The 23,455-nt window shown below is 44.2% G+C and carries 23 protein-coding genes and 1 pseudogene; 22 read left to right on the top strand and 2 right to left on the bottom strand.

The window, feature by feature from the left end:
- Window positions 1-294 precede the first annotated feature (294 nt).
- From I8U27_RS01820 to I8U27_RS01740, 18 genes and pseudogenes are all read left to right on the top strand, one after another.
- Window positions 295-1,794 carry a class I adenylate-forming enzyme family protein gene (locus tag I8U27_RS01820; RefSeq protein ID WP_181750204.1) on the top strand — a complete coding sequence of 500 codons (1,500 nt, stop codon included), beginning with the start codon at window positions 295-297 and terminating at the stop codon, window positions 1,792-1,794.
- Between the two features lie 11 nt (window positions 1,795-1,805).
- Window positions 1,806-2,534, top strand: coding sequence for an HAD family hydrolase (locus tag I8U27_RS01815; protein ID WP_181750205.1), 729 nt, complete (start codon window positions 1,806-1,808; stop codon window positions 2,532-2,534).
- The gene (locus tag I8U27_RS01810; protein ID WP_181750206.1) at window positions 2,531-3,478 is read left to right on the top strand and encodes a thymidylate synthase; all 948 of its coding nucleotides are present in this window, start codon (window positions 2,531-2,533) and stop codon (window positions 3,476-3,478) included. Before I8U27_RS01815 ends, I8U27_RS01810 begins: the two co-directional genes overlap by 4 nt.
- A gap of 25 nt (window positions 3,479-3,503) precedes the next feature.
- Window positions 3,504-4,514 carry a phosphotransferase enzyme family protein gene (locus I8U27_RS01805; RefSeq protein WP_181750207.1) on the top strand — a complete coding sequence of 337 codons (1,011 nt, stop codon included), beginning with the start codon at window positions 3,504-3,506 and terminating at the stop codon, window positions 4,512-4,514.
- Window positions 4,499-4,732 (top strand): acyl carrier protein, encoded by a 234-nt coding sequence (locus I8U27_RS01800; RefSeq protein ID WP_181750208.1) that lies wholly within the window; start codon window positions 4,499-4,501, stop codon window positions 4,730-4,732. The genes I8U27_RS01805 and I8U27_RS01800 overlap by 16 nt, the downstream gene beginning before the upstream one ends.
- 3 nt (window positions 4,733-4,735) lie before the next feature.
- Window positions 4,736-5,488 (top strand): alpha/beta fold hydrolase, encoded by a 753-nt coding sequence (locus tag I8U27_RS01795; RefSeq protein ID WP_181750209.1) that lies wholly within the window; start codon window positions 4,736-4,738, stop codon window positions 5,486-5,488.
- Between the two features lie 2 nt (window positions 5,489-5,490).
- On the top strand, window positions 5,491-6,276 hold the full coding sequence (locus I8U27_RS01790) for an alpha/beta fold hydrolase (RefSeq protein WP_181750210.1): 786 nt from the start codon (window positions 5,491-5,493) through the stop codon (window positions 6,274-6,276).
- A complete protein-coding gene (locus I8U27_RS01785; protein WP_181750211.1) occupies window positions 6,273-7,652 on the top strand; it encodes a glycosyltransferase in 1,380 nt (459 codons plus the stop codon). Before I8U27_RS01790 ends, I8U27_RS01785 begins: the two co-directional genes overlap by 4 nt.
- 8 nt (window positions 7,653-7,660) lie before the next feature.
- Window positions 7,661-8,587, top strand: coding sequence for a glycosyltransferase family 2 protein (locus I8U27_RS01780; protein WP_181750212.1), 927 nt, complete (start codon window positions 7,661-7,663; stop codon window positions 8,585-8,587).
- 94 nt (window positions 8,588-8,681) lie between these two features.
- On the top strand, window positions 8,682-9,659 hold the full coding sequence (locus I8U27_RS01775; protein ID WP_181750213.1) for a phosphotransferase: 978 nt from the start codon (window positions 8,682-8,684) through the stop codon (window positions 9,657-9,659).
- A gap of 33 nt (window positions 9,660-9,692) precedes the next feature.
- On the top strand, window positions 9,693-10,598 hold the full coding sequence (gene galU, locus I8U27_RS01770) for a UTP--glucose-1-phosphate uridylyltransferase GalU (protein ID WP_181750214.1): 906 nt from the start codon (window positions 9,693-9,695) through the stop codon (window positions 10,596-10,598).
- 286 nt (window positions 10,599-10,884) lie between these two features.
- Complete coding sequence (locus tag I8U27_RS01765; protein ID WP_181750215.1) at window positions 10,885-11,613, top strand: MurR/RpiR family transcriptional regulator; 729 nt, start codon at window positions 10,885-10,887, stop codon at window positions 11,611-11,613.
- Window positions 11,614-11,904: 291 nt separating this feature from the next.
- The gene (locus I8U27_RS01760) at window positions 11,905-13,383 is read left to right on the top strand and encodes a glycoside hydrolase family 1 protein (protein ID WP_181750216.1); all 1,479 of its coding nucleotides are present in this window, start codon (window positions 11,905-11,907) and stop codon (window positions 13,381-13,383) included.
- Between the two features lie 13 nt (window positions 13,384-13,396).
- Window positions 13,397-13,699 carry a PTS sugar transporter subunit IIB gene (locus I8U27_RS01755; protein ID WP_181750217.1) on the top strand — a complete coding sequence of 101 codons (303 nt, stop codon included), beginning with the start codon at window positions 13,397-13,399 and terminating at the stop codon, window positions 13,697-13,699.
- Window positions 13,700-13,734: 35 nt separating this feature from the next.
- On the top strand, window positions 13,735-15,072 hold the full coding sequence (locus I8U27_RS01750; RefSeq protein ID WP_181750218.1) for a PTS sugar transporter subunit IIC: 1,338 nt from the start codon (window positions 13,735-13,737) through the stop codon (window positions 15,070-15,072).
- 125 nt (window positions 15,073-15,197) lie between these two features.
- On the top strand, window positions 15,198-15,542 hold the full coding sequence (locus I8U27_RS01745) for a PTS lactose/cellobiose transporter subunit IIA (RefSeq protein ID WP_181750219.1): 345 nt from the start codon (window positions 15,198-15,200) through the stop codon (window positions 15,540-15,542).
- Window positions 15,543-15,575: 33 nt separating this feature from the next.
- Window positions 15,576-15,938, top strand: a pseudogene (locus I8U27_RS20445) (family 4 glycosyl hydrolase); the annotation flags it as partial.
- Between the two features lie 71 nt (window positions 15,939-16,009).
- Window positions 16,010-18,220 (top strand): discoidin domain-containing protein, encoded by a 2,211-nt coding sequence (locus tag I8U27_RS01740; RefSeq protein ID WP_181750220.1) that lies wholly within the window; start codon window positions 16,010-16,012, stop codon window positions 18,218-18,220.
- A gap of 221 nt (window positions 18,221-18,441) precedes the next feature.
- On the opposite strand, the gene I8U27_RS01735 is transcribed toward I8U27_RS01740, so the two are convergent.
- Complete coding sequence (locus I8U27_RS01735; RefSeq protein WP_181750221.1) at window positions 18,442-18,873, bottom strand: ferritin-like domain-containing protein; 432 nt, start codon at window positions 18,871-18,873, stop codon at window positions 18,442-18,444.
- A gap of 79 nt (window positions 18,874-18,952) precedes the next feature.
- Window positions 18,953-20,275, bottom strand: coding sequence for an AAA family ATPase (locus I8U27_RS01730; RefSeq protein ID WP_181750222.1), 1,323 nt, complete (start codon window positions 20,273-20,275; stop codon window positions 18,953-18,955).
- A gap of 167 nt (window positions 20,276-20,442) precedes the next feature.
- On the opposite strand from I8U27_RS01730, the gene I8U27_RS01725 reads away from it, so the two are divergent.
- From I8U27_RS01725 to I8U27_RS01710, 4 genes are all read left to right on the top strand, one after another.
- Complete coding sequence (locus I8U27_RS01725) at window positions 20,443-21,216, top strand: YczE/YyaS/YitT family protein (RefSeq protein ID WP_232345171.1); 774 nt, start codon at window positions 20,443-20,445, stop codon at window positions 21,214-21,216.
- Window positions 21,119-21,538, top strand: coding sequence for a cysteine metabolism transcriptional regulator CymR (cymR, locus tag I8U27_RS01720; protein WP_181750223.1), 420 nt, complete (start codon window positions 21,119-21,121; stop codon window positions 21,536-21,538). The genes I8U27_RS01725 and cymR overlap by 98 nt, the downstream gene beginning before the upstream one ends.
- A 12-nt stretch (window positions 21,539-21,550) precedes the next feature.
- Window positions 21,551-22,696, top strand: coding sequence for a cysteine desulfurase family protein (locus I8U27_RS01715; RefSeq protein WP_181750224.1), 1,146 nt, complete (start codon window positions 21,551-21,553; stop codon window positions 22,694-22,696).
- 101 nt (window positions 22,697-22,797) lie between these two features.
- A complete protein-coding gene (locus I8U27_RS01710) occupies window positions 22,798-23,289 on the top strand; it encodes a hypothetical protein (RefSeq protein WP_181750225.1) in 492 nt (163 codons plus the stop codon).
- Window positions 23,290-23,455 lie beyond the last annotated feature (166 nt).

Below are 23,455 nucleotides of genomic sequence, written 5' to 3'. Positions count from 1 at the left end.
AATTTTTTAATTCCCGATAAAATTGCGAAGAATTATTCGCAACAGCAAAGGATTGATCTTAAAAATCGGCTGTTGTCATGAAATTATCACAATCAGAAGCAGGAACAAAAATATTTTTTAATATTTGAATATTTGCATTAAAAAATGTACACTTATAACCAAAGAAAATATTGCTTTTGTAAGTATTTAAAGCATTGATCAGCTGTTATCGAAAAAAGAATGATTTTATTTTTATTAGAAAAGGAACGGTTTTTACGTTTTGAAAAACCGGGATCAAGATGGGGGGGAAATGTAGTGTTAGTAAGGGATATTTTGGGGAAGTGGAGATCGTCAGGACGGACTGCAATCATTTATAAGGGCGGGAAAATTTCTTACCGGGATCTTTACGAACAGTGCAATTACTACCATACTCTTCTTCAGCGTACAGTTACCAGTGACGAGGCAAGAACTAATATAGGCATTTTCTTACCCAACTCACTTGATTATGCAATTGCTTATTTCGCCGTCTCTTTGCTGGGCCGGATTATCGTCCCCATTCATGTACACGCGAAACTGAGAGAGATGATCAGTACGATAGATTATTGTGATGTTGAGTGGGTGATCACGAACTGTGGGCATAAAAGTAAATTAACCGGGCCATTGACGGGGACCGGGCGGTTAAAAATTTTCGATATGGATGAGTATCGGAAAGAGCCACCGTACGACAGGGAACGGGAAACGGATGAAATTGGACAAGCAGTACCCGGCCAAGAAGAAAATGTCGCTATTTTGCTCCATACATCAGGCACGACCAGTTACCCGAAAAGAGTGATGCTGACACATAAAAATTTACTCACAAACATCCGCTCCAACATTCATTCTTTGAAACTGACTGAAGATGACCGCACTTTGATTTCCCTTCCTATGAGCTTTGGATATTGCCATACGGCTCAATTTCTGACTCATCTGTATCTTGGTGCCTCGATCGTGATCATGGATGGGATCTTCACACCCCATAAGTTCTGTCAACAGGTTCAGGAAGATAAGGTAACCAATTTTACCGCTGTTCCTTCCTTTATTCTTTCCCTGCTGTCTTATCAGAATCTCTCTCAATATGACCTCAGTTCTTTAAGAATCTTATGCTTTGGCGGGGGAAGAATGCCGGCAGAAAAGCTGCAACAACTGCAAAAGAAGCTGCCTCACATCGGATTTGTCCAGACTTATGGACAAACGGAGGCCTCCCCGAGAATCACATGCCTCCTGCCTGGTGATTCCCGGAGCAAGGCTGGTTCAGTGGGAAAACCTATCCCTGGTGTGCAGGTAAGAATTATTAATACAAGCGGTACGGATGCGGCTGTCGGAGAAGTGGGGGAAATTATCGTAAAAGGCGACAACGTCATGAAAGGTTACTATAAAAGGCCAGCAGAAACGGCCTCGGTGATCAGGAACGGCTGGTTATATACCGGCGATCTGGCCAGATATGATGAGGAGAAATATATCTATTTGGTTGGCAGGAAAAAGAACATCATCATCAGCGGAGGACTGAACATCTACCCTGAAGAGATTGAAGAGTTGTTATTGAGCCACCCCGCTGTCAAGGAAGTTTGTGTTAAGGGAGAAGAAAACAGTTTGCTCGGGGAAGTGCCTGTCGCTTATATCGTTCCGAAAGAAGGTTCGCCGATCCGTGAAGATCAGCTCAAACGGTTCTGTATTGATCAGCTTGATATACATAAAGTGCCAAGAAGGGTGCAACTGGTAAAAAGCCTTCCGAAAACACATTCGGGTAAAGTGCAGCGATATGCAATCAAAAGCTAGGGCGTGAGAGTATGGCGTGGTTCATTTTCGATTTGGACGATACATTATTGATTACCTCAGCCATTTACGAAAAAGCACGTAAAGAGTTTGCCCAAACTCTGATTGATGCAGGGGTTGAACAATCCCCAGAGGAAATTATCCAACTGCTTAATAAAATTGATTGGGAGAATCGAAAAACATTGGATGTATCCAAAGAGCGGCTTGTGATTTCTATGTTTCAAACCTATTGCATACTGATGAACCGTCACGGATTAAAGGTTGAGGATGAAGCCAGAGATGTCTTTGCAGCAATTATGCAAAAAGTTTATAACCATCGCTACCGGCTTGTCTGGTCGGCCCGAAAAGTTCTTACCGAGATGAAGAATAGAGGGCATCGGTTAATTTTGTATACGCGTGGTGATGAAGATTTACAAAAGAGAAAGATAAAGGAAGCCAGGCTGAACGAATTCTTTGAGCGAATTTTCATTGTATCGAGAAAGAGTGTCCAGCAATTAGAAACCATTTTGCACAGCGTAGGCATTCAACCAGAAGAAGCCTGGGGAGTTGGCGATGAGATTTTAACAGATGTGGAGCATAGCCTGACGCTTGGCATGAAGGTGATCAGAGTTTGGGGATATCATGAGCATGAGCCGGCAACGCTGCCGGAATCGGATCGGCTGCACAATATTAAGTCACTTGTACATATCCTCCCTCTTCTCGACCAAATTGAACAAATAGAGAAAAAGGGTGAGGCGCGATGATTTTTATTGAAGGAAATACAATGGATGAAATACAGGAGATGGTGATCCGCAGGCTGTTGGAAAAGGGACAGCGGGTGAAACCGCGGGGAATGTGGATCCACGAATTGACGGCATTCGGATTTCGGCTCAACTCCCCCAGGTCCCGGCTAATTTACAATCCGGCCAGAAAGATGAATCTTATGTTTGCTGTGGGTGAATGGCTCTGGTATTTGCGGGGCAGTAACCGCTGTGACATCATCAGCTACTATAACAAAAGATACCCCGATTTTTCGGACGACGGAAAAACTTTACACGGAGCTTACGGAAAGCGTTTGTTTTCAGATGAGCTTACAGGCTTTGTTCAATGGGAAGCGGTTGTCCGGTTGCTCAAGAAGGACCCTGATACGAGACAGGCTGTCCTGACCATACATGTTCCGGCCGATCTGTCTGTTCCTTCAAAAGATGTTCCATGTACTTGTTATATTCAATTTTTAATTCGCAACCGCAAATTGGAATGCATTGTCAACATGAGATCAAATGATATCATCTGGGGCACCGCCTACGATGTGTTCAGCTTTACGATGCTTCAGGAAGTGATGAGCCGCGAACTTGGTCTGGAAATGGGGCCCTACAGCCATTTTGCCGGAAGTATGCATATTTATGACAGACATTTGCCGATGGCTGAGGATATCCTTTGCACATCTGCGTATGAATCCTGTGAAATGGCGGAGATGCCGACCGATCCGTGGCCCAGCCTCAGAAAGCTGTTGGAGATTGAAGAAAGCTTCCGTCTCCATGGGGTTGTGGATGGTACTCTTCAAGAACCCTACTGGCAGCATTTTGTGAATATCCTGCAGGCCCACTCAGCCTGGCGGCGCGGTGATGAACAACAGCTGGTCTCCATGATGAAAACACTGCCCCAATCCTATGCCGCACTATTGCCAAAAGCATTGGTTACCAATTAAAGAGAAGATAGAAGGGGGGATATGAATGTTTGATGACCGGATTGCTCGGGCTTTTGGTATTCAGCCTGCCGGGGTGATCGCCCTGGAGGGACGGATGTTTATGTCCAATTACCGGGTAAGGGATCAAGGCGGGAAATGGTTTTTTATCAAATGCTGTCCCAGCCAGCAAGAGGTTTCCCATTTGAATCTGCAACAGAAGATGCATCGCCATTTGCGATCTGAATTGCTGCCAATTCCTGAAATGATTCCCACACAGGACGGAAAAAGCGGCTTTGCCTATAAAGGAAGGCTGTTCACATGTTTTCAATTTATCCCCCATGATGAAAAAGCCAACCCAAATGTGAAGGGAGCGGGGGAAATGCTTGCGCGTCTCCACTTAAGCATGAAAAGATGCGACATCAACGGAACGCCCTGGCTGGCTTCATTGCAGGATATTCATCAGATAAAAGAGCGGCTGCTTCCCTGGCTTGAGGAGTTACCTTTAAAAGCGAAGACAGAATTAGATCATCAGATCTGCCGTGAAATACCGCTGATTCAAAAGAGCTTTATGGAGGCGGAACATCTGGCGGAGTTTCTCAAGTCCGGCAGCCAATGGATTCATGGTGATTTTAACCCCAATAATGTACTCACATCCTGCGGGAAAATTGTTGCATGCATCGATTTTGGGGACATGTCCTGGGGTCACCCGCTGGAAGATGTAGCCGATGCGGCACTTATGTATTTCAGCGTCGGGCAGACAAACGGAACGATCCGGGTAAACCCGGAACAATGTGTACAGTTTTTGCAGGGGTATGTTAGTGTCAATCAACTGCACACTGCCGGGGTTGAGTTGTTGCCAATAATTCTCCAGGCCAGGTGTGTCCGCCGCCTTGCCTATTTCGCTGAGAATTACAGATTTTATTCGCGGATGAAAGATGTACAGAGAATTTTGAAAGGACTGCTGTTTTTTCTGCGTTTTTATGAAGACCACCCGAAAGTGATGGACAAGCTTAAAAAAAGAATGAATAAGGAGGAATACCTGTGTTGGAAAAAGTGATTGAAGTTTTTCGCTCCCTCGATGTTCAGGGGGAGATTTCCGAAACAAGTTCATTGTTGGATCTCGGCTTTAACTCCCTCATGATTATGGAACTGGTTATTTTACTGGAAGAGAAACTGAGCTTTCACTTTAAGGATGAAGATATTACGGGTGATAACTTTCAAACCGTTGGCAGTATATTGTCGATTCTGGAAAAATACGTGGGTATTGGGGTGTAAGAGTTGGAGATACCTGTTCAATTTGATTGGAAAGGTTCTTCATTATTGGGAATTCTGCATCAAGTGAGCCACTTTCATGCCCCTCTCATTTTTTTTCTGCACGGCATACCCGGTGACCGGGTAGATACCCGGCGCCTCCCGGTACGCATGGCTAGAATTCTGCAAAAACGGGGCATTGCCAGTTTGCGGATTGATTTTTATGGATCGGGAGTCAGTGACGGCTGCTTTTATGAAGTGACGCTTGATCAGCAATTGGAGCAGATTTTGTTTTTGATAAAAGAGATTCGCAGTCGCCGCATGTCAGGGGGGCCAATTGTATTGTTGGGATTTAGTGCAGCGGCTAAGACGGCTTTAGCTGCTGCTGAGTATGAGCGGGATCTTGCCGGGGTCTGCCTGTGGAACGGGATTGTCGCCAGGGAACAGATGGAAAAGAAACATGTGATCAGGCGCTTGTATCGTGTAAATGGTCAAATGGTATTTAATATCGGTTATGGAGTATGGCTGAATAAAGATTTGCTGACAGAGAGTGATAAGTTTACTTTTTCTGATGAGCGCCCTTTTCCCGACCTCCCGATCCTGGGAATTTACGGGAAGCTGGATACATTGACGCTGTCCAGCCGCGGCTTGCTGGAGCGCAAGGGATGTTCGGTACAATTGATTCCGGATGCTGACCACCTGTTCACGCGAAGCTGTTGGGAATCCGCTTTAATGTCAAGAACGGAAGAATGGTTAATCCAACTGTTTGGGATGAGATAAGGATGGAACAATTTTGGTTTGAGAACAAGGGACAAAAGCTGCTTGGGATTTTGCGGCACCCCGGCCGCGGCTCATTCGACTGGGGAGCTGTTTTTTTACATGGTTTTGGGCAGAACAAAGCAGGCTCATATTTTCTTTTTACGCGTATGGCGCAAAAGCTTTCTGAATTCATTCCTACATTTCAATTTGATTATCGCGGTTTTGGAGATAGTGAAGGAGAAACGGAAGATGTCAATCTGGATGAGGTCGTCTCAGATGCGGATGAAGCGATTGTACAAATAAGGGAGAGAACCGGCTGTAAGCACGTTGTATTGATTGGTGCCGGGTTTGGCAACTGGGTGGGGGCCCAGTGCTTGATGAAAGGCACAGGGTCAGCCATGATCCTGTTATCCCCTTATTGCAAAGAACAAATCAAACCATTGCTGCTCTCTTTCTCTGTGAAACAATCCGTCGTTGATACGTATGATCTGGGCGAGTGGGGCACCGACAAAGAGGTTACCCTGTTTTTTGAGCGGATGGGGGGCGGGTTAAACCGATCAAGGGGGATTCGGATGCAGTCCTCATTTTTGAATGCACTGGCAGAAACGGATTGTTCCATCTTAAATGAAAGTGAAAAGCCCTTGCTTGTTTTCCGGGCCAAAGGAGAAGAGCAGGTGCTCCAAAACCCTCTGCAAAACACAATTGTGTTGGAGAATTGTGATTTTCGTTTTATGCACCCGTTAGAAAGGGATAAAATCATTGCTGAATCAGCCAGATGGGTGAAAGGGTTAACAGGGGTGAGAATATGACGATTCTGTGGTTAGTGTATATTGTTACTTTGCTGTGGATATTGCGTGATGCCTGGGTATTAAATCTGAACATCTGGCGATCCCTGAGTTGGAGTCGTAAATATGTCCTGGAAAGTGCTGATGAAGGGACTAAGCCCAACCTTCTCCTATTTATCCCTGTATTGCGGGAACAGGTGCATCTGCGTGAAGTGATGGAACATATGGGCAGCCTCCCTTTTTCGGGCCGTAAACAAATTGTTCTGATTACCACGGAAAGGGAAATCGCGGAAAACGGAGGAAATCAAGCAGGGACAACACTGGAAGTGGCGCAAGAGCTTGTAGCCGAGTTTGACCAAACACATCCCGGCCTTTATCGCTTGATTCATTGCCCATATGTCATCAGCAATAAGTCAACACAGACCAATTATGCCCTTTCAGTCATCTTGCAGGAAGGAGAGTGGGATGCCCGGAAAACATATGTGGGCTGTTATGACGCAGATTCCCGTCCGGGAAAAAACACCCTTATCAGTTTACAGCATCTGGTCACAGAAGAAGAAAAGAAGAACCGGGGGTGGCCGATTGCTATTCAACAGCCCAGTTTGTATCTGAAAAATTTTTTCGGGGTTTCCTGGTATTTAAAGCTGGAAGCTCTGTTTCAAACCAGATGGGTTCTGGGACATGAGATTAGAACCCAGCGCCGGTCAACGCAAATGCATTCCGATTGGAATCCCCCATACGCGTATTGTGTCGGGCATGGCATGTTTATCCGCCTGGATTTCCTGCACCGGACAAATGGTTATCCTGACCCTGTTGATGATGTGCCAATGGGATTTCGCTTAAATTTCGCCGGAATTCCCATCCATCCGCTGCCTACGTATGATTTGTCCGAAGTGGCACCATCTGTATCTGAACTTGTTGCCCAATCAGGCCGCTGGTCACTTCCATCGTTTATAATCTGGCAGGAACATAAAAAAACCAAAAAAATTTTGCCCGTAAGATCAGTTCGTGCCGGGGTTCTCCTGGTGAAAGGGATGATCGATTCATTTACATGGGTGCATGTTGCTCTTCATTTTATTTCCCTGCTTTGTTTATTGCTGTCAGGGGCAGATACAAAACTTCTTTTGCTCACACTGGCGGCTGTCTATCTGGACTCGGGGCTCGGCATCCTGATGATGCTAGGTTATCTGCCTGGCTTTTCGGATGATGTTCCCTGGTCTTATTCGCGATTAAATCCGTTTCTGCAGATGTGGTTGTTGATCGCTTCCCCCGTTCGCGGAATGATTCGCGGTTTAGGGCCGGTATTGGGGATTTTTGTCTGGTTTCGTTTAATGAGAAAAGGTGTAAACTTTCCCAAAACAGAGCGTGCCCCGTTAAAACAGAAAGGGAAGGCGGTGTAAATCTGCGGATGGATCAATATTCAGCCAGTATTATTATCCCCGCCTATAATCAGGCTTCACGGCTGGAACTGACCTTGCTCAGCTTTAGCCATCAAATAACCGGCGGGAATTTGAGGTTTGAGATCATAGTTGTAGATGATGGTTCAACGGATGATACGGCGGAAGTGGTAAAGCGTTTTCAACAGAATCTGCCGATTGTCTATATTTATCAGGAAAATAAAGGGCGGGCAGGAGCGAGAAATACCGGTATCAAAGCGAGTAAGGGAGAAGTTCTGCTTTTTTGTGACGCGGACCGGCCGGTTGTGAATGATTGGCTGCAAAACCATATAAATATCCATAATATTGAAGTGCCGGTTGTCGGGGTTGGTGAGATCAAAGAGTTTTTCTTTTCAAGACTGGAGAAGGTTCACCCGATGCTCAGTGACGCCATGAAAGAAAATTTTAAACCGTTCCGGCGGCTTGCCCGTCCCTACAGCTATTGGGAATGTGTAAAAAAGACGTTTGACAGGGAAAATATTTGCCGCAGCAGCGTTCCATGGATGACGACACTGGCGGGAAATCTGTCAGTCAGAAAATCTTTGCTGGAACAGGCAGGGCTTTTTGATGAGGATTTTAAAGGGTGGGGGTTTGAGCATTTTGAGTTGGGCTACCGCTTCCATCAGGCAGGGGCCAGATTTAAATATGTTCCAGGCGGGATCAATTATCATCTTGCACATGAGAGGGAAGAGAATTTTTATCAGGAACAAATCGACCGCAGCATGAACCTTTTTTTGCGTAAAACGAAGGATTCCCGTGTTTCTAAATTGTTTGCTTTTCTGCGCGGGGAGATGACACTGGGGGATCTGGATGACTTTTTTTTAGAGGGAAAGACAACTTCTGATTTGCCGGAAGAAGTGAAGGGAACAAGGTTTGTGGCACCTCTTGCCAATTTCTAGTAAACAGCCGCTTCCCGGACTGCCTTTCCACTTATACAGAACCAGAAAGTACGGGTTAACATCTGTTGTACATAAAATCTGTGGGGTGCAAATAGTGGAACAACCCATCGACCTGATAAAAAAGGAAATCATTGAAACGATTCAGCTGAACCTTGGGGTCAAAGTGAAATCTTCTCAATCGATTAGCCGGGGGTGGTTGAATTTTAAGTGGAAATTAAAAACTGATCAGGGAGTATTATTTGCCAAGCAGTATCATCCTGATCGGTTTACCCCAAAAAAATTGGAGGACATCAAAATAGCTTTGGAAATTCAAGCAAAACTGAATCATTACGGAGTTGCTTGTCCGAAACCTTATGCTCTTGATGATACTTACCTTATGCAAACGCCAACCGGAACTTGTTTTGTTGTGATGGAATTCAGTGAGGGAGAGTTAGTCGGTCCGGGGAAAGTGAATGTGGATCAAATTTATGACCTGGGTAAAGCAGCAGGCTATATGCACCTGGTCTTGAGCCGGTTTCCAAAAGGAAAACTATTCTGGATACCCTCTTATGAGGAGTTATTGGAAAAGTGGGATAACCATTGGACAAATGCCCAGTTGCAACAAAGATCTGACCGGGTATTATGTGCCTTGGAAAAACAAAAGAAGCTGCTCGATCAAATTGATATGGAATACTTCAAAGAGTGCCGGCAAGGCTGGGCGCACTGGGATCTCTGGGTTGATAATATCCTGTTTTTTCCTGAAAAAGTGGCAGCAATTTTAGACTTTGACCGGATGAAATATGTTTTTCCCGAGCTGGACATTTCACGGGCCATTCTCTCCTGTGCCTTTTCACCCGAAACGGGAATGAATTTTGAGGCGGTAGCTGCTTTTCTTGCAGGATACAACCAGTATCTTCCCTTCCCTAAGAAACAGCTGGCTCGTTCTCTCAGATTATCATGGTGCCAGGAGTCATCCTGGTGGATCACTCATGATATTGAAGAAAGATCCGAAAATCCGGCAAGATTTTTTGAGGAAATCATTTGGATCAGTGATCATTGGCATGAGCTGGAAGAGATTTTTGCATCAGTGTGAAAACCATGACGGAAGGGCTAAAGAGGTGATCAAATGAAGATTCGTAAAGCGATTATTCCCGCAGGCGGACTTGGTACCCGGTTTTTGCCGGTGACGAAAGCTCTGCCGAAAGAAATGTTGCCGATCCTCGACAAGCCCGTCATTCAGTTTATAGTGGAAGAAGCGATTACCTCGGGAATCGAAGATATCCTTATTATCTCCGGGCGGAGCAAGAGGGCGATTGAAGATCACTTTGATAAATCATACGAACTGGAATCGATTCTGGAAAAACGGCAAAAGTATGATCTTCTTGAAGAGATCCGGGGTATTTCGCGGGTAAATATCCATTATATCCGTCAAAAAGAGCCGAATGGACTGGGGGACGCTGTGTTGCAAGCACAGTCCTTTATTGGCAAGGAACCGTTTCTTCTGATGCTCGGGGATGATATTGTAGAAACCGCAGACAATCATCCTCCTTGCGCGAAGCAATTAATGGAACAGTACGAACTTCAGGGCTGCCCTGTTATAGGTGTGAAGTCGGTTTCACCGGACCAGGTTTCACGGTACGGCATCATTCAAACAGATCAAGACACCATCACCGCAGGAGCAACGGCCCGGGTTCTTGATCTGGTGGAAAAACCGGCACCTGGGGAAGCCCCTTCAAACATTGCGATCATGGGAAGGTATGTTTTAGATTCTGCGATCTTTGATATCTTAGCTTATACGCCGGCAGGGGTCGGGGGCGAGGTTCAACTGACCGACGCCCTGAGAAAATACAATCAAACCTCTTCTGTCCTCGCTTATTGCTTTCACGGGACGCGGCATGATATCGGTACACCCCTCGGCTTTTTAAAAGCCAATCTCATGTTTGCGCTGCAAAATCCCGCCTATCATTCAGAAGTTATTTTTTTTATGGAAGAGCTCTTACGGAGAGAAGGGTGTTTGTTGCAAAATGAATGAACTCCGTCTTTTATGGTACATACAAATGATGTTGTGAATAATATCAATTGCGAATATAATAGGTATATACAATATATCAACTATACATTTAAAGTGTGACCACAATATTGGATAAAGGCGAAGGAATCGGTTTGTTAGGAAAAATTACAGCTAAAAAGTGATCGATTTGATTCTAATTAGTTGAAGAAACCCGATGGAACACGATAGAACCAGAACCGTATTAAACATTTGTAGGCAATAGAGACTGCTGACATAGAAAAAGGTTAGCAGTACAAGGGGGTTTTTCATGTTTACTGACAGAATCATAAAATCATTTAATGAATTAGACTACGTACTTTTCAATTATATTAGTCAAAATGCAGAAAAAGTTATTTATATGCGCATCAGAGAACTGGCAGCAGAGACTCATGTTTCAACTGCTACGATATTACGCTTTTGCAAAAAACTTGATTGTGAAGGCTTTTCCGAATTTAAAGTAAAGTTAAAGCTTTATTTAGAAAAAGAAGCGCACATCCATTTGAAAAGCACCCGGCATACACTGACAGAATTTGTGGAACGAACGTTAAAAGGCGCTTTTGAATCTTATATTCAGGAAACCGCTGACTTAATTTCGAAATGTAATCAGGTGATATTTTTAGGTATTGGAAGTTCGGGAATAATGGCCCAATACGGGGCAAGGCATTTCTCAAGTCTTGGTACATTCTCTTTACATATAACAGACCCTTTTTTTCCTATTTATACCCAACAATTGAATGCCAGCGTTACGATTGCCCTGTCTGTGTCAGGGGAAACGCCGCAAATTATTGATCTTATCAAAAAGCTTAAGGAAGAAGGAAGTACCATTGTCAGCATAACTAATCATAAAAATTGCTCAATCGCGAAAATCTCGGATTTAAATATAGCCTATTATGTCACAGAGGAGTATATCAATGATTCCAATATAACTACGCAAATACCCGTGGTTTATATTTTGGAGTCAATCGCCCGTGAACTGCACAAAATAAGACATTCATAATTGTTTACCGGGGCTTGATACTATAAAGATCTTACACTTCAAAAAATGAAATTGTTCAAAGGAGGCTTCAATCAATACTAAGTTTTTTCAATATGAAATGAAAGATTAAGTTTAAGTTGCTAAGTCTTTAAATAAAGGACTTACGGCTTTTTTATTTTTGGTTAAAATTTAGAAAACAATGTGTTACAAACGTGTAACAGGTGACAAAGAGTGTTACAAAATACAAGATGCCTGAACCTTATTTACTCTTATTTTGAAAGCGTGTACATTTAAGCGGAAAGGAGTGATACAATGTTACATCAAAAAAAAGACAGTTTTCCAGATGGTTTTTTATGGGGGTCGGCTTCGGCTGCTTATCAGGTGGAAGGAGCCTGGGACCAAGACGGGAAAGGCCCGAGTATATGGGATATCTATACGAAAATTCCAGGTACGACTTTTAAAGGGACAAATGGAGATGTAGCCGTAGACCATTATCATCGATACAAAGAAGATGTTGCCTTAATGGCAGAAATGGGATTGAAAGCCTACCGTTTTTCCATTGCTTGGAGTCGTATTTATCCTGAGGGGAAAGGAGAGATTAACGAAAAAGGTTTACAGTTTTATGATAATTTAATTAACGAATTGCTGAAGTATCACATTGAACCAATTGTAACCATATATCATTGGGATGTTCCACAATCGTTAATGGATGAATACGGTGCGTGGGAATCACGGGAAATCATTGAAGATTTTAATAAATATTGCATTACTCTTTATAAACGGTACGGAGACCGTGTAAAGTATTGGGTTACATTAAATGAACAGAATGTATTTATTGGTTTGGGTTACCGTACCGGCATTCATCCTCCGGGAGTAAAAGATGTAAAGAGGATGTATGAAGCCAATCACATTGCAAATCTCGCCAATGCGAAGGCGATTCAGTCCTTTAGAAGGTATGTGCCAAACGGAAAAATCGGCCCAAGTTTTGCTTATGGACCTCATTATTCCTTCACTTGTCACCCGGATGATGTGTTGGCTTGCGACAATGCGGAGGAGTTCAACAATCATTGGTGGCTGGATATCTACTGTTGGGGAAAATACCCGAAAATGGTTTGGAAATACCTTAAAGAAAGAAATCTGGCTCCAACTGTACAGGAAGGGGACTGGGGTTTATTGACTTATGGACGGCCTGATTTCATTGGGGTTAACTACTATCGTACCAGTACTGTCGAAATGAATCCTTTAGATGGGGTAGGAGAAGGAACAATGAATACGACTGGAAAAAAGGGGACAATGGAAGAAAATGGAATTCCGGGGCTGTTTAAAACAAAGCGAAACCCCCATTTAGAGGCAACAAACTGGGACTGGGAAATCGACCCGACGGGTTTACGACTGGGTCTTCGAAAAATAACAAGCCGCTATTCATTACCTATTCTGATTACAGAAAACGGATTAGGCGAGTTTGACAAACTGGAGAAAGACGGGACGGTTCATGATGATTATCGAATTGATTATATTCGTTCGCATATAGAGGCCTGTCAACATGCGATTACAGATGGAGTTGATATATTGGGCTATTGCACTTGGTCATTTACCGATATTTTGAGCTGGTTAAACGGTTACCAAAAACGTTACGGTTTTGTTTATGTAGATCGGGATGAACACGATGAAAGAGATTTAAAAAGAATAAAAAAGAAAAGCTTTTACTGGTATAAACAAGTGATTGAAACAAATGGGGAGAATTTACATAATCCTCAATTATCAGTGAGTGATTCTAAATCATTTGATTAAGGAGGAGAGTTTGATGAAAAAAATTTTATTAGTATGTGCAGCAGGGATGTCAACTAGTTTGCTAGTCAATAAAATGAAGGATGCTGCCAATGAAAAAGGTGTGGAAATCGAAATATTTGCTTTGCCTGTATCAGAGTGCGATTCAGTAGCAAATGAAGTAGATGTGGTGTTATTGGGACCGCAAGTTCGGTATCAAAAGGCCCAAGTAGATGCGATCATAGGCGGAAGAGTTCCGGTCGAGATAATTGATATGAGGGATTATGGAACGATGAATGGGAAGGGGGTATTGAAAAAAGCTTTAGAACTTATGAAATAAAAGGAAAATGGTCTTAAATAAAGGGGGTATAAGAGATGGGCTTTATGGCCACGTTTGAACGATTTATGGAAAAAACACTTGTGCCGGTAGCAACAAAGCTGAATTCGCAGCGGCATATAGTTGCCATTCGAGATGCATTTATTCTTGCTTTCCCAATTACTTTAGCAGGTTCTTTGATTGTTTTATTAAATTTTGCCGTATTATCTCCGGACGGGTTTATTGCAAAAATGTTATTTCTGAATAAATTATTTCCTCACATCGCGGATTATCAGCATATTTTCACCCCTGTTTTGAATGGTTCAACGAATATTCTTGCTATGTTTATTGTATTTCTTGTGGCACGCAATATTGCGATTGCTTTAAAAGCGGATGATTTGCTTTGTGGATTAACCGCTTTATCGACGTTCTTTATTATTTATCCTCCGTACAAAGCAGTAGATGGGGAAAACTTTTTATCGACCCAATGGTTAGGGGCACAAGGTTTATTTGTTGCCTTAATTGTTGGTCTAATCGTCGGTGAAATATTTAGTAGATTATCGAGATCAAATAAGCTGCAGATTAAGATGCCGCCGGCGGTACCTCCGGCCATTGCCAGAACATTTAAGGTTTTATTTCCGATCATTATCATTACCGTAGGGTTTTCAATTGCGAATGCTATCATAATAGCTTTATATCCTAAAGGGTTGCACGAATTGATTTACACCATGCTTCAAACCCCGCTGAAAGATCTTGGTTCCAATATTTTCTCGCTTGTTATTTTAGCTGTCGTAACCAATCTGTTATGGGTATTTGGTATTCATGGACCAAACACATTTGCAGCGATCCGTGAAGCAATGTTTGTGGAACCTAACTTAGAAAACTTAAATTATGTCGCGGCACATGGCTCTGCCTGGGGAGCACCGTATCCCGTCACATGGGCAATCAATGATGCATTTGCCAACTATGGAGGGTCAGGAATGACGCTTGGATTACTGATTGCTTTATTCCTTGTGTCCAAGAGAAAAGACTATCGGGAAATAGGGAAGCTTTCAGTTGCACCAGGGTTGTTTAATATTAACGAACCTGTTATTTTCGGTCTCCCGATTGTATTAAACCCTATTCTGATAGTGCCGTTTATTCTTGTCCCGGCTGTAAACATTATCATCGGTTATTTCGCAATCCAATCAGGATTAATCCCGCCAATTGCATACCAAGTACCGTGGACGACACCAGGGCCTTTAATTGCTTTCTTTGGAACAGGCGGCAACTGGATTGCCTTAATTATCGGTTTTGTTTGTTTAGCCGTTTCTACTTTCATTTACTTGCCTTTTGTAATGGCGTCTAACAAAGCAGCAACATTAGGAAATAACCAATCTCCGGCAAACGAAAAATGATCTATCAGTATAACAACGGTATAACAAACAATGATAATCAGCTTCCATCAGTGCGGATTGAAGATATCACCCACTAATGGCGGCTTAACTTTAATGAAAACATATAGAGGGAGTTTATTTTCAAAATGGAAGGAATGGAATTAGTCGCCTTTAATATTATTAGCAACGTTGGAACTGCAAAGAGCATGATAATGGAAGCCCTGTATGCATCCAGAGAAGGAAAATTTGAAGAAGCGGAAGTCATATTGAAAGAATCACGGAACTATTTGTCATTAGGACATAAGGCTCATGCTGAATTAATTCAAAAAGAGGCATCCGGGGAGCATCTTCCTTTTTCTTTATTGATCATGCATGCGGAAGATCAAATGATGAGTGTAGAGACGATCGCAGATCTTGTTGCTGAGATGATCAATATGTATAAAGAAATGAACGCCGTTAAAAACATAGTAAATGATCGTTTAATAAAGTAACGATGAAACATGAGTGGAAATTACCGATATTAGTACAAAACCAGTGAGATGCTTTAAAGAAGAATTGGAAATGGCACAATCTCCTGGAACACGTGCAGAAGTTGCGAAAAACTGGAAGGATAATTATTTGAATTATAAAAAGATTCGAACCAAATATAGTGATGTAACGTGCAACTTAATCAATCCATCAACAATCACTTAGGAGATATTCAGCCCGTTAACACCATAAACAATGAATCCGATTTGCAATATGCATTATGATTCAGCAGTAGAAGTGAACTGTGTCATCACAAAAGACGGTTAAAACCTATTGGAGTGGGAGATCTTCCGGTTTCTATACCGGGACTCATGCAGCAAATTAAGTCTTTTGAGGGGGTGGTAGCTGAGGCTGCGATTATAATACGGCGCTTGCAATGACCATCTATCCGGTTCCATCAGGTGAAAATAAAAATTTGGGAGGGTAAAAAATGCTCAGGAAACTTTTGTGGGTAATTCCATTATTAATCGCATTTTTGACTCCGTTGCTGATTAAACCCGGTATTTCCAATGCTGTGGGTATCAGTGAAGCAAATCAAACACTTTTTGGTCCCAATGTCTATATTTTTGATGATTCCATGTCGGATAACGAAATCCAAAACATTTTAACTTCAAAGTTTAAGGCTATGGAAACCAATCAATTTGGCAGTGAGAGATTTGCGTTTCTCTTTAAACCAGGTTCATACAACGTGGATGTCAAAGTAGGTTATTACACAACCGTAGCCGGTTTGGGACAAAATCCTGATGACGTGAACATCACCGGCGGGTTCAATACTGATGCGCAGTGGTTTAACGGTAATGCGACCCAAAACTTTTGGCGATCAGTTGAAAATTTCACAGTAAACGAATCAGATGGTTCATCGTCTCGATGGGCTGTTTCACAGGCAGCACCTATGAGACGCATGCACTTTAAGGGGAATTTGGATTTGTTTGATTTTGACCAGTGGTGGAATGCTGGTTGGGCCAGCGGAGGATATATCGCCGATTCTGTGATCGATGGAAATGTTGTTCCCGGGTCACAGCAACAATTCTTTTCCAGAAATAACAGTTATGGAAACTGGAATAATAGCGTTTGGAATACGGTACTTTTGGGTGATGAAAACCCGCCACCAAACGTAAACACATTTCCGGAACCGTCTTATACCGTTATAGATAAAACACCGGTTGTTCGGGAAAAGCCGTATCTTTACATTAATGATTCGGGGCAGTATAACGTTTTTGTTCCGGGTCTCCAAACGAATACCCAGGGGGTTACCTGGAAGAATGGTTCTACACCAGGACAATCTATCCCCATTGATAACTTTTATATTGCAAAACCAGGTACATCGGAGGCCGCGAGTATCAACGCTGCACTAAGAGCAGGAAAGCATCTGTTATTCACCCCGGGCATTTATCGTATTAATGAACCAATTCAAGTAAATAATCCAAACACTGTTGTTTTTGGACTTGGGTATCCTACATTAATTCCGGAAAACGGTGTTACTGCAATGAAGGTTGCTGATGTAGATGGGGTAAAAGTGTCAGGTCTTCTTTTCGATGCAGGAACAGTTAATTCCTCTTCATTAATGGAAGTCGGTCCGGAAAACAGTTCAGCTGATCACTCCGATAACCCGATATCCTTACATGATGTTTTCTTTAGAGTAGGGGGAGCCGGTGTTGGGAGGGCCGACATTAGTCTTAAAATCAATTCCGATGATGTTATTGGCGATCATTTCTGGATCTGGCGTGCAGATCACGGTGATGGGGTTGGTTGGGGTGTAAACACTGCGGCAAACGGACTTGTTGTAAATGGAGATGATGTCACGATCTATGGTCTCTTTGTTGAACATTATCAAAAGTACCAGACGGTGTGGAACGGGGATGGCGGTCGGACATACTTCTACCAATCTGAGATTCCCTATGACATACCAAGTCAGGATGCCTGGATGAGTCAAAACGGTACCGTTAATGGATATGCTTCGTATAAAGTGGACGATACGGTGACCTCTCATGAAGCTTGGGGTCTTGGTGTCTATTCATACTTTAGAGACGCGCCTGTAAAACTAAATAGTGCTATTGAGGCCCCTGATAATCAAGGGGTGAATATTCACCATATGACTACAATATGGTTGGCTGGTGTCGCGGGAAGTGAAATTACGCATGTAATTAACAACACTGGAGGACGAGTTTATGCAAATTCACCAGCCAGTGCGATGAGGCAAACTGTTACAGAATTCCGTGGCAGTGGTACAGGTGGATCAGAGACGGTGTTAGACCGTACAGGATGGACAGCGACGTCATCTGTTACAAGTGGCGATGATCCAAACAATATACTGGATGGGGATTTGAATACCCGGTGGACCACAGGCCAACCAATGAAGCCAGGGCAATCTTTAACAGTGGATATGAAAACAGTAAAAACCTTCGACCGGATCATCATGGATTCTGCGGGAAGCAGTAACGACTATGCACGCGGCTACGAGGTATATGTTTCCAATAACGGTGCGTCCTGGGGCAATCCGGTTGCAAGCGGAACGGGTCGAGGAGCGAAAATCCAGGTTGATTTTCCGGAGCAAACCGCTCGTTATATCAAGGTAGTGCAAACCGGAAATGCTTCATATTGGTGGTCTGTTGTTGAATTTAACACGATTAAGATCAACTAAGGCAGAGGCAGTGATTTTAGACTCCATTTATTAAGTTCAACTGGAAAAAGGCCGCTTTTGTGCTGTAGAAAGGGAACAACTTTATTTGTACTGAACACAAGATCTACGGTCACTATGGCATTGATCTGAATACGATTAAAGAGCTTCGTTTTTTTAGTCAATTTGGGGCTGACCCAAAAGGTCAATTTCAGTGACTTAATGGGAGAGCCCCTTTCCTCATTTTAAAGCCGCGGATCAGCAAGCAATCGTTCCATCTCTTCCTTATGCTTGGTCTCGTCCGCGATAAAGTCTTCCAACTGTGTTTTTAGTTCAATATCATTCACATTTTCTGCTTGTTCCACTCGTTTGGTGTAACGGGAAATGGTATCCACCTCAGCTTGTAAGGTGATTTGCAACATTCCTTTTACGTCCCGCTGGGGAGTAATGGGTTTGGCGTCTACAACGGGTTCGCCACCCAGTGAGGCAATTTTTTCCGCCAAATATTGGGCGTGTTTAATCTCATCTTGCGCTTCATTCATAAAAAAGTCTTTCAGTGTGAGTCGTGCAAGTCCCGATACCACGGCTGCGTTGTAGATGTATTGGTGGATGGCAGTCAATTCATAGGCTAAATCTTCATTTAAACCATCAATTAGTTCCTTTATGTTTCTTTCCATGATCGTTCTCTCTCCTTCGCAGGATTTCATTTTTACCATTCCCACAAGAAGAGAAATCATACAGACATTTACAAGGTTTTTACTCGCCATTTTTCACCCAGCGCATAAATTCTTGTAATTTACGCTCATAGCCGACGGAAGCAGGATGATAAAACTTTTTGCCCAGATGTTCATCAGGCAGGTATTGTTGTTTTACATAACCGCGGGGAAAGTTATGCGGATAGAGATATCCTTTGCCCCTCCCCTGTTCTTTTGCTCCGTGGAAGTGGGCATCCCGCAGATGGGGCGGAACTTCGGCGCCGGTTTCTGTTTTGACTGCGGCGATGGCTTCGTTAATTCCCCGCACAACAGCATTGCTCTTGGGAGCGGTCGCGATGTAGATCACAGCTTGTGCCAGAGGGATCTGTGCTTCAGGCAAGCCGATGACATCAACAGCGTGAGCGGCCGATGAGGCGATCAACAATGCGCGCGGATCGGCCATGCCCACATCTTCCGCAGCGTGAATAAAGATACGCCTGGCAATAAAGCGGGGGTCTTCCCCGGCTTGCAGCATCTTGGCGAGATAGTAAAGGGCGGCATCCGGATCAGAACCACGCATGCTTTTAATAAAGGCAGAAACGGTATCATAATGATTGTCGCCACTTTTATCGTAACGGATCACTTTTTGCTGGATCGACTCTTCAGCCACTTCCAACGTAATCACTCGCACCCCTTCCGCATTCGGGGGAGTAGTCACAACGGCGAGATCCAGTGCATTTATGGCATTGCGGCTGTCCCCGCCTGCTGTATGTACAATGTGCTGAAGCGCTGCCTCTTCCACATGCACCTGATAGTTCCCCAGGCCGCGCTCTTTGTCTGCTAAAGCACGCAGAAGAATGGTCTTCATCTCTTCTTCCGATAAAGGGTGTAACGAGAATAAACGGGAACGCGACAACAGGGCGGCATTAACCTCGAACGAGGGGTTTTCTGTTGTCGCCCCGATTAAAATAATTGTTCCGTCTTCCACATGTGGAAGGAGTGCATCTTGCTGGGACCGGTTAAAACGATGAATTTCGTCAATAAATAGAACAGTACGCTGACCGTGCATGCCAAGGCGGTCTTTGGCTTCTTGAATTACACGGCGCAGGTCGGCCACACCGGCTGTCACTGCATTGAGCTGTTCAAAAAAAGCTTTGGTAGAACCGGCAATCACCCTGGCCAGAGTTGTTTTGCCGGTTCCCGGCGGGCCGTACAGAATAATTGAAGACAGTTGATCTGCTTCAATGGCACGTCGCAACAGTTTTCCCGGTCCCACGATATGGGATTGTCCCACGATTTCATCCAGCGTCCGCGGGCGCATGCGGGCTGCCAACGGTCCCTGTTTTGCGGCCTCCTGCTTTTGCCCAAATTCAAAAAGGTCCATACTCTTCTAGCCTTTCTACACTTGATCAGAGTTATGCTCAACTTTTATTATAAACCTACTTAAAAAATTGTTCTATTTGAATCGGAGCAGGAAAATATTCTATCCCCATTTATCATCATGTGATAAACTGAACTAGGTAATGTTGTAACGAAAAAGAAGGGTTTATGATGCAGGGACAATTAAAGTTGAATCGGCAAAATACATTGCCGAACGGGCCGATGCGTTTAACTGGTTGGTTTTATCGTCTTGCTTTCTTTTTTATTGGGCTCTGGATCATGGCGGTCGGGACAGTTTGTACGATTCAGGCAAACCTGGGGGTGGCTCCATGGGATGTTTTGCATATCGGGCTATCGAAGGTTACCCCTTTATCGATCGGTGTTTGGTCTATAATCGTGGGAGTGTTTTTGGTGGGGATCACCTGCTGGATGGATCGCCGCATCCCCAGATGGGGAACCGTCCTCAACATGATTTGTTTTGGTTTGTTTCTCGATTTGATCATGTTTTTTCATCTTATTCCCCAGGTTCATGAATGGTGGTCAAGAATTCTTTTGCTGATCATAGGGATTTGCCTGTTAGCGTTTGGTGCCGGTTTGTACATGTCGCCAAAAGCGGGGGCGGGACCGCGCGACGGATTGATGATGGCACTGTCGAAGCAGTCCGGCTGGTCGATTCGCCGTGTTCGTACTATAATGGAATTGACAGTTGGGATGATTGGGTGGCTATTGGGTGGGCCTGTTCACATTGGTACACTCTTTTTTTGCTTTTTAACGGGTCCGATTATGCAGTTTTCCATTCACTTCTGCGACAGGATTTTGCAAACGTGTTTGAAAAGAGGTGTTATATTTGAAAATATCCACGAAAGGCCGTTACGGGCTCACAATCATGATGGAACTGGCAACGAAATACGGGAAGGGTCCCATTCCGTTAAAAAGTGTTGCTGAAAGACATGATCTATCGGAGCATTATCTGGAGCAGCTGATCGCTCCTCTGCGAAATGCCGGTCTGGTGCGGAGTGTACGCGGAGCTTATGGCGGGTACAAACTGGCTAAACCCCCAGAGGAGATTTCAGCCGGGGATGTGATCCGGGTGTTGGAAGGCCCGATCAGTCCGGTGGAGTTCACTGAGGAGGAAGATCCGGCACGGCGGGACTTGTGGAAACGCATTCGCGATGCTATCGCCAATGAGCTGGATACAACTACACTTGCATCTCTTATCAATTTCTCCAATGATGGAAACAATGATAACTATATGTTTTATATATAGCAGGTGAAAACAATGGCAATCTATCTGGATCATGCCGCAACCACACCGATTCACCCGGATGTCAAAGAGGTAATGCTTCCTTTTCTGGATGAATGGTTCGGCAATCCGTCAAGTATTCATCAATATGGACGCACGGTCCGCATGGCCATCGACCGGGCGCGGGAGCAAGTGGCGTCTGCTTTAAACGCTGACCCTGCCCGGATCATCTTTACCAGCGGGGGAACCGAAGCGGATAATTTCGCGCTGTTGGGTGTGGCAGCGGCTTACTCGGAACAGGGGAAGAACCATATAATCACATCACAGATTGAGCATCATGCCGTGTTGGATGCATGTAAATATCTTGAAAGAATCGGTTTTGATGTGACTTATATTCCCGTCAACCACCAGGGGCGTATCGAGACAGAGGCCTTAAAACAGGCGATTAACTCCAAAACAGCTTTGATTTCCGTAATGTACGGGAATAATGAAGTGGGTACTCTCCAGCCGATTGAGGAAATCGGAAACCTCGCCCGGGACCGGGGAGTATTGTTCCATACGGATGCGGTACAGGCGTTTGGAATCGAAGAAATTGATGTGAATGGGCTTCCCGTCGACCTGTTGACCATTTCCAGCCATAAAATCAATGGTCCCAAGGGATCGGGCGCTTTATACCTATCCAAAAATGTGAAGATTGTGCCACGGTTATTTGGCGGGTCGCAGGAGCGGCGAAAAAGACCGGGAACAGAAAATGTTCCGGGGATTGTCGGATTTGGGAAGGCGGCAGAAATCACTGCGTCTGTCCGGGCGGAGCACCGTAAACAGATGTGCCTTCTGCGCAAAGCTTTATTAAAAGAGCTGGACCAGGAGCGGGTTCATTATGTAGTGAACGGAGACCTCGAATATTCCCTGCCCCATATCTGTAATCTTAGCTTTCCGGGTACAGATACCGAAACCTTACTCATGAACCTCGATCTTGAAGGGATTGCCTGTGCCAGCGGATCCGCTTGTACCTCGGGTACACTGGAAGTGTCCCATGTCCTTGAGGCCATGCATTTAAGCGATGAGGTAACCCGGTCGGCGATCCGCTTCAGTTTTGGCAGAGGAAATACTGTAGAAGAGATGAAAGAGACAGCGAAAAAAACAGCTCAAATTGTCCGCAGATTAATGAAAGAATCATAAAGGGAGCATTAAAATCTTTTTGAACCAATATGCCTGCGGTTTTTGGGTGAACCATGCAACCACCTTCGCTGAAGGGAAAGGGAGAGGAGAATCTAATTCATATGAAAGAGATGGAGGACTGGGAAAAAGAGCTTGATAATATCGATTGGAAGACTGTTCTTGACGATATTGACCGGGCTCTGGCGGATAACTTGGCGGCAGAACTGGGTTTTCCTTCCTTTGAACGTCTGGAGCAGGCTTCGGAACTGGTTGTAGATCAATACTATGTCACCCATTTGTCAGATGGGCGCTGGGCCTGGTGGAACCCACAGAACTACGCGCATGAAGATCCGGCATATTTTTCTGACAAACAAGAGATAACAGCATTTATCGCCGATTTCCTACAACTGGACGAAAAGAAAATGGTTCAACTTCAGGACGGGTTGAATCAGGTCATACAGACAAAGCGCTGCCGCTGTTGTGAACATGAATTTAACCCGGCTGACCCTGTCCGCCGAGACTGGGATGCGGGGCAGGAACAGAGTCAGTTTTGCTCAGCCGAATGTGCTATGGAAACGGTTCTCAACGAAATGAAAGAAGACTTTGACCGCTAGTCAGATTGAAATAACGCAAGAATGGATGGACAAAGTCTCATCTAACAGTGGGAACCCTTCCCGCATTTTCGCTCTTAGAACTTCTGCCCGCGCAGGGGGGACTCCTGCTTTGCCCGGAGAGTCCCTGACCGGACATAATCTTTTTGTCGTCAGCCTTTGAATGACC

The sequence above is a fragment of the Paenactinomyces guangxiensis genome (assembly GCF_016055185.1).
Lineage (GTDB): Bacteria > Bacillota > Bacilli > Thermoactinomycetales > Thermoactinomycetaceae > Paenactinomyces > Paenactinomyces guangxiensis.
The sequence above is the reverse complement of the archived record's forward strand: the minus strand, read 5'-3'. Positions and strand labels throughout refer to the sequence as shown.

Excerpts from the sequence above, each read along its gene's own strand:
- I8U27_RS01755 (WP_181750217.1), top strand. The coding sequence starts at position 13,397 with ATGAAAAAAATTTTATTAGTATGTGCAGCAGGGATGTCAACTAGTTTG.
- I8U27_RS01725 (WP_232345171.1), top strand. The coding sequence starts at position 20,443 with ATGCAGGGACAATTAAAGTTGAATCGGCAAAATACATTGCCGAACGGG.
- I8U27_RS01780 (WP_181750212.1), top strand. The coding sequence starts at position 7,661 with ATGGATCAATATTCAGCCAGTATTATTATCCCCGCCTATAATCAGGCT.
- I8U27_RS01710 (WP_181750225.1), top strand. The coding sequence starts at position 22,798 with ATGAAAGAGATGGAGGACTGGGAAAAAGAGCTTGATAATATCGATTGG.
- I8U27_RS01760 (WP_181750216.1), top strand. The coding sequence starts at position 11,905 with ATGTTACATCAAAAAAAAGACAGTTTTCCAGATGGTTTTTTATGGGGG.
- I8U27_RS01740 (WP_181750220.1), top strand. The coding sequence starts at position 16,010 with ATGCTCAGGAAACTTTTGTGGGTAATTCCATTATTAATCGCATTTTTG.
- I8U27_RS01805 (WP_181750207.1), top strand. The coding sequence starts at position 3,504 with ATGTTTGATGACCGGATTGCTCGGGCTTTTGGTATTCAGCCTGCCGGG.
- I8U27_RS01785 (WP_181750211.1), top strand. The coding sequence starts at position 6,273 with ATGACGATTCTGTGGTTAGTGTATATTGTTACTTTGCTGTGGATATTG.
- I8U27_RS01810 (WP_181750206.1), top strand. The coding sequence starts at position 2,531 with ATGATTTTTATTGAAGGAAATACAATGGATGAAATACAGGAGATGGTG.
- I8U27_RS01750 (WP_181750218.1), top strand. The coding sequence starts at position 13,735 with ATGGGCTTTATGGCCACGTTTGAACGATTTATGGAAAAAACACTTGTG.
- galU (WP_181750214.1), top strand. The coding sequence starts at position 9,693 with ATGAAGATTCGTAAAGCGATTATTCCCGCAGGCGGACTTGGTACCCGG.
- I8U27_RS01715 (WP_181750224.1), top strand. The coding sequence starts at position 21,551 with ATGGCAATCTATCTGGATCATGCCGCAACCACACCGATTCACCCGGAT.
- I8U27_RS01735 (WP_181750221.1), bottom strand. The coding sequence starts at position 18,873 with ATGGAAAGAAACATAAAGGAACTAATTGATGGTTTAAATGAAGATTTA.
- I8U27_RS01730 (WP_181750222.1), bottom strand. The coding sequence starts at position 20,275 with ATGGACCTTTTTGAATTTGGGCAAAAGCAGGAGGCCGCAAAACAGGGA.
- I8U27_RS01765 (WP_181750215.1), top strand. The coding sequence starts at position 10,885 with ATGTTTACTGACAGAATCATAAAATCATTTAATGAATTAGACTACGTA.
- I8U27_RS01745 (WP_181750219.1), top strand. The coding sequence starts at position 15,198 with ATGGAAGGAATGGAATTAGTCGCCTTTAATATTATTAGCAACGTTGGA.
- I8U27_RS01790 (WP_181750210.1), top strand. The coding sequence starts at position 5,491 with ATGGAACAATTTTGGTTTGAGAACAAGGGACAAAAGCTGCTTGGGATT.
- I8U27_RS01815 (WP_181750205.1), top strand. The coding sequence starts at position 1,806 with ATGGCGTGGTTCATTTTCGATTTGGACGATACATTATTGATTACCTCA.